This is a genomic window from Herbiconiux sp. (genome assembly GCF_004297105.1).
Lineage (GTDB): Bacteria > Actinomycetota > Actinomycetes > Actinomycetales > Microbacteriaceae > Herbiconiux.
The window spans coordinates 113,303-125,401 of the sequence record NZ_SCVE01000001.1; the positions used below are offsets into that span (position 1 = coordinate 113,303).

Sequence of the window (12,099 nt, forward strand, 5' to 3'; positions counted from 1 at the left end):
GGGGGTACAGACGAAGGAAGAGGGGTGGTCACGCTTCGCTGAGGAAGGTGAGCAGGTCTTGGCGGGTGATGACGGTGACGGGCTTGCCGTCGTCGGAGACCAGCAGCGCGGGCGACTGGGTGAGCGCCTGGCGAGCGGATGACACCGGCTCGTTCACGCCGATCAAGGGCAGGGCCGCGCCCACGAAGTCGGCCACCTTGTCGGTCATGGCGGCCTTGCCGCCGAACACCTGGTCGAGCAGGGTCTGCTCGTCGAGCGAGCCGACCACCTCGCCCATCACGACGGGAGGCTCCGCCGAGAGCACGGGCAGCTGCGAGACGCCGTAGGTGGTCATGATCTGGATGGCGTCGTGCACGGTGTCGCTCGGATGCGCGTGAACCAGAGCAGGAAGACCCTCGCTCTTGAGCCCCAGCAGGTCACGCACCGTGGAACCCTCGTTCTCCGCCGCGAAACCGTAGGAGCGCATCCACTTCTCGTTGAAGATCTTGCCGAGATAGCCGCGACCACCATCGGGAAGCAGCACCACGACGACCGCGGAGGCGGGCAGGTCGCGCGCCGCCTTCAGCGCAGCCACCACGGCGAGACCGCTGGAGCCGCCGACGAGGAGGCCCTCCTCGCGGGCGAGTCGCCGGGTCATGTCGAACGACTCCGCGTCGGACGCGGCGATGATCTCGTCGACCACGGTGCCGTCGTACGCGGTGGGCCAGAAGTCCTCCCCCACACCCTCGACGAGATAGGGGCGACCGGTTCCACCCGAGTATACCGAGCCCTCGGGGTCGGCTCCGATGATCGTGACCCGGCCATCCGACACCTCTTTGAGGTACCGGCCGGTGCCGCTGATGGTGCCGCCGGTGCCGACGCCCGCCACGAAGTGAGTGACTTCGCCCTCGGTGTCGCGCCAGATCTCGGGGCCGGTGGTCTCGTAGTGGCTGAGCGGCCCGTTCTGGTTGGAGTACTGGTTCGGCTTGAAGGCACCCGGGATCTCGGTCACCAGCCGGTCGGAGACCGAGTAGTACGAGCTCGGGTCTTCAGGAGCCACGGCGGTGGGCGTCACCACGATCTCGGCGCCGTAGGCGGTGAGCACGTTGCGCTTGTCGTCGCCGACCTTGTCGGGCAGCACGAAGACGCAACGGTAGCCGCGCTGCTGCGCCACGAGGGCGAGGCCGATGCCGGTGTTGCCCGAGGTGGGCTCCACGATGGTGCCGCCGGGCTTCAGCAGGCCTTCGCGCTCCGCTGCATCGATGATGCGGGTGGCGATCCGGTCTTTCGACGAGCCGCCGGGGTTCAGGTACTCGACCTTGACGAGCACGGTGGCGGCGATGCCCTCCGTGACGCTGTTGAGCTTCACGAGCGGGGTGTTGCCGACGAGATCGATGACGCTGTTCGCGTACTTCATGTGGGTGTCCTTGATTGGGAATCGGGGTCTGCAGAGAGAGGGTTGCCGCTCAGCGACAACAACAGAAGAGATTCACGCCCACGGAACCATCCTAACCCCGGGCGACCCGACCCAGGGTGGCTTATCCCAACGCGGTGCGGGCGTCGTCGATGGCGATGATCCCGGACGACTGACGCGCCGTGGCGACGGCCTCCTCGGCGATCGTGTGGCGATTGTCGAGTTGCTCACCGATGCGTCGTGCAAGCGCGGGATTCGTGCGCACGGCCGCATCCACCGCGTCTCGGGGCACCTTCAACACCACGATCGGGCCCGACGCCACGGCGAAGTAGGTGGTGGGCTGCCGGGTGAGCGCGGTGAGACCCACCGACTCACCCGGCTCGACCTCGGCGAACTGCAGCTGACCGTTCTCGAACGGCGTGGTGAGCACCAGCGAGCCCGTGATCACGATGCGCAGGCTGTCGGGCACCTGGCCGATCGACTGCACGATCTCACCGGCGCCCCACTGCTCGAGGCGGCACCCGGGCGCGATGGTGTCGAGGTAGTCCGGGCCGAGGCTGAAGGCGGGGCCCACCATCGCGAGCGCGCTGCGCACGTTCTCCGGCGTGTTCACGGGGTCTGTCGAATCGCCGTCGAGTGCCAGGTCGTTGCGCCGGGCGGCATACCAGAGCCAGCTGAGGAAGGTGGTGAGCGCCTCATCCTCCCGAGCGGGGCTCGTCACCGGCAGGTTCACCACATAGCCCGCGCTGCCCGTGTAGGAGACCGCCGGCTTCTCGTGCTTGTCGAGCATCGGCAGACTGGACGCGACCTGCAGCAGCATGGCGGAGACCTGGTGCGGTGCGTCATCCGTGCTGAACTTCACGGTGGCGGATGCGACGTAGGCGCCCTCGGGCTGGCTCAGGTTCGTGAACGACGCACCGGCGAGCGAGGAGTTCGGAACGATCTGGATGCCGTTGCCGGTGTCGATGTGCACGGCGCGCCAGTTGACCTCCACCACCCGGCCCCGGCCACTCGGGGTGTTGAGGAAGTCGCCGAGTTTGAAGGGCTGCTCGAACAGGAGCAGCAGCCCTGAGATGACCGAGCCCACGGCGTTCTGCAGAGCGAGGCCGATGACGATCGAGGTGACACCGAGAGCCGTGACGAGCCCGCCGACATCCGCTCCCCAGACCCAGGAGAACAGCAGGGCGAGACCCACGAGGATGAGCACGAGGCGCGCCAGGTCGACGAAGATCGAGGGCAGCCGCTTCTGCCAGCTACCCTCCGAGGCGTTGCTGAACATCGCCACGTTGAAGGCCGAGAGCACGAGCAGGATGAGGAGGAACCCGAGCACGGTGCCGACGACGCGCACCCAGTTGAGATCGAAGCTCTGATCGGACGCCAGGGTGAGCAGCACGAACAGCGCGGCGACGGGCACCACGAGGTTGCGCAGCAGACGCACCGGTTTCGCCGCCGGATTGCCGCGACGGGTGAGCGCCCCGAGGATCTCGGTGAGCACGACCAAGAGCACCGGGAGGCCGATCGCGAGACCGACGGCCCACGGGAACCACGGCTCCGTCCAGATCGCGGTCATCAGGTCACCTGCCACACCGTCTGGCTGGTGCCCCGGATCTCGACGGTCGAGACCTCACTCAGTCCGGTCGTGTCGGGCAGCTTGTCGCGCACCCGCTGGGTGAGGAAGATGCCCGGCTTGCCGGCGAGCGCCTGCACCCGGTTCGCCACGTTCACCGCGTCGCCCCACATGTCGTAGGCGATGCTGGCCTTGCCCACGAGCCCGCTGGTGACGGTTCCGCTGTCGATGCCGGCGCGGAGCGAGACGTTCGCATCATGCTGGGCATTGAAGCGTTCGACGATGCGGCTCAGCTCCACGGCGAAGTCGACGGTGCGGCGGGCGCTGTCGACGCGCGGCACGATGAGACCGCAGCTGGCGAGGTATCCCGAGCGCAGCGTACGCACCTTCTCCACGCCCGCCCTCACGGCGGCGTCGTCGAACTGGCGCATCAGGTCGTTGAGCAGGGTGAGCTCACGCTCGGTGCCGAGCGCGGCGCCGAATTCATCGAAGCCGGCCAGGTCGGCGTACACCACGGTCACGTCCTGATGGTTCTCCGCGATCGTCTCCTCGCCCTCCTGGTAACGGCGGGCCACCTTCTCGGGCATCACACTGAGCAGCAGTCGATCCGTCTCGGCCTTCTGCTCGTCGATGAGCTGCTGCTTGACCTGCAGACTTCGGCTCATGTCGTTGAAGGCGTTGGAGAGGTCGCCGAACTCATCGCGGGTCTTCGAGGTGACCTCGACCCCGAGGTCACCGCCGGCGACCTGCCGCACCGCGCCCACGAGAGTGCGCACCGGTCTCGCGAACACCTGGGCGAGGAGCAGGGAGAGCAGGGAGACCACGAGGATGATCGCCAGGATGGCCAGGATGATGTTGCGGGTGAAGTCGTCGACCGGCGCGAAGGCCTCGGCCGTGGTGATGCTCGAGACGATCGCCCACTGCAGGCCGTCCACGTTCAGCGGGGCATAGGCCGCGAGCACCTCCCGCCCCAGGTAACTCTGTGCGATGACGGTGCCTGACTCGCCGGTGAGCGCGAGCTTCACCGGAGTCGTATCCACCCGTTGCAGTTCGACGGTGCCGCCGACGTCGACCATTCGCTGAGCGAGATCGGGCGAGGAGCCACCGCGGACAGTCAGCTCTCTGAACTGCTCGGGGTCGTCGAGCAACAGCCGCGAGACCGAGCGCATGGTGAGGTCGGGGCCCACGAGGTAGGACTCGCCGGTCTCGCCGAGGCCCTGGCTCGCCCAGCTCTGGTCGCCCGTCATGACGGAGTTGATGGCGTCGATGGGGAGTTGGACGGCGAGCACGCCGTTCACCACGCCATCCGCTCCGATGGGCGAGACCGCCCACGCGACGGGAACACCGAGCGAGGGCTGGTAGCGCTCGAAGTCGGTGATCTCGGTGAAGCCGATCACGTTCGAATTCAGCGCGTCGTCGTAGGCGGTGGCCAGGTTCGAGCCCTTGTACGGGCCGGTCAGCACGTTCGTGCCGAGGTCGACGCCCTTGTAGACCGAGTAGACGACGTTGCCCTCGGTGTCGAGGATGAGGGCGTCCTCGTACTGGTAGCTCTGCGCCAGCTCGCGGAAGTAGGGGTTGTACTTGGCGTTCGCCGCCGACCAGGCGGAGCCGTCGCCCGCGTCGTCGACCAGGGCCGCGGCGTCGAAGTCGGTGGGAGGGGCCGTGTAGGCGGCCTGCAGGTGAACCTCGGCACTCGTGGTGGGTTCGAACACCGAGGGGTCGGACTCCTGGCCCGTTCGCGCTTCGAGCTCCGGAATGAACGTGTCGGTGTAGTAGGCGTTGACGGCGGCCTTCTCCGACGGCACGATCGGCTGCGCATTGAGTTCGGCGAACGCGCTCGAGAACTCGATGGCCGCCTGATTGCCTGTGGCGCCGCTCGAGTCGAGGCGGAGCCCGTTCTTGATGTTGGTGAAGAGCGACTGGACCGCCTCGGTCTTCGCCTCACGCACGTTGGTGAGCTGGTCGAACGCCGCGGCCTGCAGACTGTCGCGGCCGTTGACGTAGCCCACCCACCCGACGACGAGGGTCGACCCGATGCTGACCGAGAGCAACATGATGAGCAGCTTCGACTGGATGCCCAGGCCACGGCGCCTCGACGCCGCGCCCTTCATCGAACCAAGTGAGACCTTCGCCACTGCGCCCCCGCACCCCGACCTGCTCGATCCGTGTGATCGCTAGGTAACTTCTATCACAGTGTTAACAACGACGAAAGCGGGTCACGGATGAGCGCGTGGGTGAACTCCCGAGTGTGGAGCAGACTTGTCCCATGAGCTATGACGCCGACCCCACCCGCTACGACTCCTTCCCCTACCGCCGCGTCGGCCGCAGCGGACTGCAGCTGCCCGCCGTCTCGCTCGGCCTCTGGCAGAACTTCGGCGACGACAAGCCGCTCGAGACGCAGCGGGCCGTTCTGCACCGCGCATTCGACGCAGGCGTCACCCACTTCGATCTCGCCAACAACTACGGCCCACCCTACGGCAGTGCCGAGATCAACTTCGGGCGCATCCTCGCGGAGGACTTCGGCCCCTACCGCGACGAGCTCGTCATCTCCACGAAGGCCGGCTACGACATGTGGCCCGGCCCCTACGGCAACTTCGGCTCGCGCAAGTACCTGCTCGCGTCGCTCGACCAGTCGCTCGAACGGTTGGGCCTCGACTACGTCGACATCTTCTACTCGCACCGCGCCGACCCCGACACCCCACTCGAGGAGACCATGGGAGCCCTGCACACGGCCGTGCAGTCGGGTCGTGCGCTCTATGCGGGCATCTCCTCCTACTCCCCCGAGCGCACCCGGCGGGCCGCCGAGATCCTCGCCGACCTCGGCACACCCCTGCTCATCCACCAGCCCTCGTACTCGATGTTCAACCGCTGGGTCGAAGACGGCCTGCTCGACACCCTCGGCGAACTCGGTGTCGGCTGCATCGCCTTCTCCCCCTTGGCTCAGGGCCTGCTCACCGACCGCTACCTGAACGGTGTTCCGGATGACTCGCGCGCCGCTCGCGAGGGCTCCATGTCGGCCCGGATGCTCACCGATGAGACGCTCGAGCGCGTCCGCGGCCTGAACGCGATCGCCGAATCGCGCGGGCAGACGCTCGCCCAGCTCGCGCTCTCCTGGGCGCTGCGCGACGACCGGGTCACGAGCGTGTTGATCGGCGCCTCATCCGTCGCCCAGCTCGACGACAACCTGGCGGCCGTCGAGAACATCTCGTTCACGCCGGAGGAGCTGGCACGCATCGACGACTACGCGGGCGACCGCGACATCAACCTCTGGGCCCCGTCGTCAGCCGTCTGACTCTCCCCAGATCCGTCACTTTTTGCGCGAGATGGCTCTCGATCGCGCAAAAAGTGACGGATCCAGGTGGTGCGGAGCGCGCTCGTGGGGTGCAGTAGGGCGTGAGGGCTACGCGCTCGTGAGCTGCTGGGCGTAGAGGGCGGCGTAGGCGCCGTCGCGGGCGAGCAGCTCGGAGTGCGTTCCCGACTCCACGATGCGGCCCTGGTCGACCACGAAGATGACGTCGGCGTTCACGATGGTGGAGAGCCGGTGCGCGATCGCGATGGTGGTGCGGCCGTCGGCCGCCGCATCCAGCGCGTCTTGCACGACGCGCTCGGAGATGGAGTCGAGTGCGCTCGTGGCCTCGTCGAGGATGAGCACGGCGGGGTCTTTGAGCAGCACGCGCGCGATGGCGATGCGCTGCTTCTCGCCGCCGGAGAGCCGGTAGCCGCGCTCACCCACCACGGTGTCGTAGCCGCCCGGAAAGCTCATGATCCGTTCGTGGATGTTCGCCCGCCGGGCCGCGTCTTCGAGTTCGGCGGCCGTCGCGTCGGGCCGCGCGTAGCGCAGGTTCTCGGCGATGGTGGCGTGGAAGAGGTAGGTCTCCTGGCTCACGATGCCGAGCCGCCCGATGAGCGACTCGTGGCGCACGTCACGCACGTCGAACCCATCGACCCGCACCGCCCCCGATGATGCTTCATAGAGCCGGGGCACGAGGTACGACACCGTGGTCTTGCCCGCACCCGACGGACCCACGAAAGCGGCGAACTGCCCGGGTTCCACGGTGAACGACACGTCGTCGAGCGTCGGATGCTCGGGCTCGCCGTCGGGGTACACGAAACCCACGTGGTCGAACTCGACCCGGCCGGCGCGCGTGGTCGACGGCAGGTCGACCGCATCCGGAGCGTCGGTGATGGCGGGTTTCAGATCGAGGTACTCGAAGATGCGGGCGAACAGGGCACCGGAGGTCTGGAGGTCGAGTCCGACGCGCATGAGACCGAGAAGGGGCCACATCAGGCGCGCCTGCACCGTGGTAAAGGCCACGATCGTTCCGGCGGTGATGTCGACGCCGCCCGCGATGAGATAGCCCGCCACGAGGTACACCACGGCGGGCACGATCGAGAGCACGATCTGCACGATGGCGAAGAACCACTGACCGCTCATCTGCTGCCGCACCTGCAGCTGGATCTGGTTGTCGTTCTCGGCGGAGTAGCGCGCGATCTCGGCACGCTGGCGGTTGAAGCTCTTCGCCAGCAGGATGCCCGAGACGCTCAGGGTCTCCTGCGTGATGGCGGTCATGTCGCTGAGCGACTCCTGCGTCTGCGAGGCGATGCGCGCGCGCACCTGCCCCACCCGCCGCTGCACCGACACGAGCAGCGGCATCAGGATGACGGCCACGAGCGTCAACTGCCAGCTGAGCAGGAGCATCGCCACGAGAGCGGCGATGACCGTCACCGTGTTGCCCAGCACACTGGACACGGTGTTGGTGAGTACGCTGGCCACCCCGCCCACGTCGTTCTGCAGTCGCGACTGGATGATGCCGGTCTTCGTTCGGGTGAAGAACGCCAGCTCCATGCGCTGAAGGTGCGAGAAGAGGCGGATGCGCAGGTCGCCCATCACTCGGTTGCCCACGCGGGCGGTGAGGTAGGTCTGCCACACGCCGAGCGCCGCACCCACGATCCAGATGAGCACCATGAGGCCCACGAGTTCGAAGAGCACCGGGATGTTCGGCGTGCCGCTCGACGGGAACAGACCCAGATCGAAGGCCTGCTGAGTGAGCAGCGGGGGGATGACGGTGAGGGCGGCCCCGACGAGAACCAGGATGCCCGTGACGATGAGAGCGCTGCGGTACGGGATGAACAGGGTGGAGATGCGCCGCAGGAGGTGCGGGATCTTCGGAGCGGCTGCGTTCGCGGCCTTCTGTGCGTCGCGGTCGCCCCCGCTGACGCGACCACCGCCGCCCCCGCCCCCGCGCCCTCCGCGAAGGCCGCCGGCCGACGCCACGTCGCCCATCCTGCTCATAGGCCACCTCCGCTGCCGTGCCGCATCCGCTACGGCCCTCAGCGTACGCCGCACCGCCGACGCCGCCGACGCGTATCGCCGAGGGCGAAACCCGGTGCGCATCCTGGTGCCAGATCCGTCACTTTTGGCGCGAAATCCTCGCGAAATGCGCAAAAAGTGACGGATCTGGAGGGAGAGGCGATCAGCCCTTCGTCGAACCTGCCAGCAGACCGCGCACGAAGAAGCGCTGCAGGGCGAAGAACACGATGAGCGGCACCACGATGGCCACGAACGCGCCGGCGGTGAGCAGGTACCAGTCCTGCCCGCGCGACCCGGTGATCTCGGCCAGCAGCTTCGTGATGGGGGCCACCGAGCCGTCTGCGAAGATCAGCGCCACGAGCAGGTCGTTCCACACCCACAGGAACTGGAAGATCGCGAACGAGGCCAGCGCCGGCATGGTGAGCGGCAGGATGATGCGGAAGAAGATCTGGCCGTGCCCCGCACCGTCGACCCGGGCCGCCTCGATGACCTCGCGCGGGATCTCCGACACGAAGTTGTGCAACAGGAAGATGGCCAAGGGCAGCGCGAAGATCGTGTGCGCGATCCAGACCTGCGAGAAGGTTCCGTTCGACGGCACCCCCGAGAAGATCCAGTCGTTGCCCACCGCGATGCCGCGCGAGAAGAGCGACAGCAGCGGCACCAGAGCCATCTGGATCGGCACGATCTGGAGGGCGAACACCCCGATGAACAGCCAGTCCTTGCCCTTGAAGTCGATCCACGCGAAGGCGTAGGCGGCGAGCGCGGCGATGGCCAGGGGGATGAGCGTGGCCGGGATGGTGATGGCGATCGAGTTCACGAACGACGACGCGATGGTCACCGAGGAGTTGCCCGACTGCAGCACCTCCGCGTAGTTGTCGAGCGTGAAGCTCGGGTTGGAGAAGATCGTCCACCAACCGGAGGTCTGGATGTCGTTGCGGTCGCGGAACGACGAGATGAGCAGACCGAAGGTGGGAACCGTCCACACGATCGCGATGATCAGCGCGGCGATGGTGGCGCCACGGCTCGTCAGTCGACGTTTGGTGCGCTTGATTCCCGATTCCTCGCGCTCCAGCGCTTTCTCGCCGCGGCGGAGCTGGCCTTCGGTGGACTTGTCGATCGGCAGGTCGATCGGCTGTACGGCGCTCATCGGATCTCCCTCTGCTTCTTGATCTGTCGTGCGTTGTAGATGACGATCGGCATCACCAGGATGAACAGGATCACGGCGAAGGCCGCCGACCTGCCGTATTCGAAGTTCTTGAACTGCGTGTACATCTCGTTCGCGAGAACGCTCGTGTCGTTCGCGCCCGCCGTCATGGTGCGCACGATGTCGAACACCTTCAGCGATGCGATGGAGATGGTGGTGACCACCACCACGAGCGACGAGCGGATGCCCGGCACCGTGACGTTGATGAAGCGCTGCCAGGCGTTGGTGCCGTCGAGTTCTGCCGCCTCGAGCTGCTCGGTGGGCACGCCCTTGATGGCCGCGGAGAGGATGACCATCGCGAATCCGGTCTGGATCCAGATGAGCACGACGATCAGGAAGAAGGTGTTCCAGGGCGAGCCGGCCAGCCACTGCTGGGGTTCACCGCCGAACCACACCACGAGCTGGTTCAGCAGGCCGATCTGGTTCTGGTCTTCAGGGCGGTAGGTGTAGACGAACCGCCAGATGATCGAGGCTCCCACGAACGAGATGGCCATCGGCATGAACACGATGATCTTGAAGAACTTCTCGCCGCGGCTCTTGTCGATGAACACGGCGTAGGCGAGGCCGAAGATGGTGGAGAGCGTCGGCACCACGAGCACCCAGATGATGGTGTTGAGGATGACCCGCAGGTTCTGCGGGTTGGTGAGCACCCACGCGAAGTTGTCGAGCCCCACGAAGTTGCCCCGGCTCGAGAACAGCGAGTCGATGGCCGTCTTCACCGTGGGGTAGATGAGCCCCACGATCAGCAGGATGATCGCCGGGGCGAGGAATCCGAAGAGCTGGAACAGGTAGCCCGCACCCTGCTTCGAACGGCGGTCGAGCCAGAAGAAGAGCAGGCCGAGGGCTGCGGCGATGAGCGCGGCCCACCAGACCGATCCGACCAGCACCAGGGCGAGGAACGGCGCGATGACGCAGACGGCGAGGCGGATGATCGTGTACTTGCGCCCCGACCGCGGGGCGATCTCGACGAAGAACAGGATCAGCGCGACGACGATGCCGAACGCGACGACCACGATGGGGATCTGGGCAAGCGGTGGCAGCTTCCCGACCCAGAGCAGGAACTCTGACATGACAACCTTTCGAGTGCGACGGTGAACTCAATGCAGGCCCGACGCATCGGCGTCGTTGTGACACCGTACACCGGACCGGGGTGCACGGAGGCCGCCCGAATCTCTCCGGGCGGCCTCGGTGCGAGGTGGCCTAACCGACTACTCGGTGGGCCATCCGCCCTCGATCGAGGTCAGAACCTGGTCTTGCGGGGTTCCGTTGATCCAGTCGACCATGCCCTTCCAGAACGTACCGGCACCGACCGCACCCGGCATCAGGTCGGACGCGTCGAAGCGGAACGTGGTGTTCGGGTCCTGCAGGATCTGGATGGCCTGCTGCAGGATGGGGCTCGTCGCGCTCTCCGGGTCGAGACCCGTGTTCGCGGAGATGACTCCACCGAGCGCCACCCGGCTGTTCGCCCACTCGGGGCTCGAGAGGTACTCCTGCACCTTGACGGTGTCGGCGTCGTTCGAGAACGCGCCCACGATCTCGCCACCACCGGTGACGGCGGTCTCACCCTCGGTGACCGGCGGGGTCACGAAGGCCCAGATGTCGGCGTCGGGGCCGACGGTGGCGCCGGCATCCGTGAGGAAGCCGTCGAAGAACGAGGCCTGGTGGGTGAGCGAGCAGGTGCCCTGCGCCATACCCGTCGCAACGTCACCGAAAGCGGTGCTGTTGATCGACTTGACGTCACCGTAGCCCGCGTTCACGTAGCTCGGGTTGAGCAGGATGTCGCCCACCGAGGTGAAGGCCTCGGAGATCTTCGGGTCGGTGAACTTCACCTCGTTCTTCACCCACTGGTCGTAGACCTCGGGGCCCGACTGGCGAAGCACCAGGTCTTCGACCCAGTCTGTTCCCGGCCAGCCCGTGGCGTCGCCCGAGCCGAAACCAGCGCACCAGGGCTGCGTGCCCAGCGTGGTCTGCATCTTGGCGGTGAGGTCGAGCATCTCCTGGTAGGTCTTCGGAACCGTCCACCCGTTGTCGGCGAACTGCTTCGGGGAGTACCAGACGAAGCCCTTGACGCTCGCCATCAGCGGAGCGCCGTAGAAGGTGTCGTCGACCGTGCCGTAGGCCTTCCAGTCGCTCGACCAGTACTGGTCGACGTTCGACTCGACGCCTTCAGGGGCCTTCTGGATGAAGCCGCGCGACGCGAGGTCGGCGAGCAGACCCGGCTGCGGGAAGATCGCGAGGTCGGGCGGGTTGCCACCCTGCGCGCGGATGCCGATCTGAGACTCGAACTCCTTCGACGACTCGTACTGGATGTCGATGTTGTTCGCCTTCTCCCAGTCGGCCCAGGACTGCTCGAGCAGCTCGGCCTCGGTGTCGGCGATGGTGCCGTAGACGGTGACGACGCCGTCGGCCTCACCGACGGTGGGGGCTGAGCCTCCGTCGCTGCTGCCGCCCGCTCCGCCGGAGCATCCTGCGAGTACGAGACCGGCGCTGGCTGCGATTGCGATAGGCACCAGGACCCTGTGGACACGGCGGTTCGTGAAAGACCGCATTTCTTCTCCTCATTGAGTGACTGCGCCCCGAAGTGGTGCAAGGGTGGCGCGTTGTAGGGAAACCTTTCCATAACT

General features: G+C 66.7%; 8 protein-coding genes. 1 reads left to right on the forward strand and 7 read right to left on the reverse strand.

All coding sequences use genetic code 11. From position 1 onward, the window contains the following. Positions 1 to 28: 28 nt before the first annotated feature. The 3 genes from EPO52_RS00515 to EPO52_RS00525 all read right to left on the reverse strand — a co-directional run bounded on the left by EPO52_RS00515 (position 29) and on the right by EPO52_RS00525 (position 5,071). On the reverse strand, positions 29 to 1,396 hold the full coding sequence (locus EPO52_RS00515; RefSeq protein WP_290800525.1) for a cystathionine beta-synthase: 1,368 nt from the start codon (positions 1,394 to 1,396) through the stop codon (positions 29 to 31). Positions 1,397 to 1,517: 121 nt separating this feature from the next. Next, complete coding sequence (locus tag EPO52_RS00520) at positions 1,518 to 2,963, reverse strand: mechanosensitive ion channel family protein (RefSeq protein WP_290800527.1); 1,446 nt, start codon at positions 2,961 to 2,963, stop codon at positions 1,518 to 1,520. After that, entirely contained in the window at positions 2,963 to 5,071 is a 2,109-nt protein-coding gene (locus EPO52_RS00525) for an adenylate/guanylate cyclase domain-containing protein (RefSeq protein ID WP_290800529.1), read from the reverse strand. The genes EPO52_RS00520 and EPO52_RS00525 overlap by 1 nt, the downstream gene beginning before the upstream one ends. A gap of 155 nt (positions 5,072 to 5,226) precedes the next feature. Here EPO52_RS00525 and mgrA point away from each other — a divergent pair, with 155 nt between their 5' ends. Further along, entirely contained in the window at positions 5,227 to 6,252 is a 1,026-nt protein-coding gene (gene mgrA / locus EPO52_RS00530) for an L-glyceraldehyde 3-phosphate reductase (RefSeq protein WP_290800530.1), read from the forward strand. A gap of 108 nt (positions 6,253 to 6,360) precedes the next feature. Here the strand turns inward: mgrA and EPO52_RS00535 are convergent, their stop codons facing one another. The 4 genes from EPO52_RS00535 to EPO52_RS00550 all read right to left on the reverse strand — a co-directional run bounded on the left by EPO52_RS00535 (position 6,361) and on the right by EPO52_RS00550 (position 12,024). Continuing rightward, positions 6,361 to 8,244 (reverse strand): ABC transporter ATP-binding protein, encoded by a 1,884-nt coding sequence (locus EPO52_RS00535; protein WP_290800570.1) that lies wholly within the window; start codon positions 8,242 to 8,244, stop codon positions 6,361 to 6,363. A 190-nt stretch (positions 8,245 to 8,434) separates the two neighbouring features. Then, positions 8,435 to 9,418, reverse strand: coding sequence for a carbohydrate ABC transporter permease (locus EPO52_RS00540; RefSeq protein WP_290800531.1), 984 nt, complete (start codon positions 9,416 to 9,418; stop codon positions 8,435 to 8,437). Beyond that, the gene (locus EPO52_RS00545; protein ID WP_290800532.1) at positions 9,415 to 10,545 is read right to left on the reverse strand and encodes a sugar ABC transporter permease; all 1,131 of its coding nucleotides are present in this window, start codon (positions 10,543 to 10,545) and stop codon (positions 9,415 to 9,417) included. Before EPO52_RS00545 ends, EPO52_RS00540 begins: the two co-directional genes overlap by 4 nt. Before the next feature lie 138 nt (positions 10,546 to 10,683). Then, positions 10,684 to 12,024 (reverse strand): extracellular solute-binding protein, encoded by a 1,341-nt coding sequence (locus EPO52_RS00550; protein ID WP_290800534.1) that lies wholly within the window; start codon positions 12,022 to 12,024, stop codon positions 10,684 to 10,686. Positions 12,025 to 12,099: the final 75 nt, after the last annotated feature.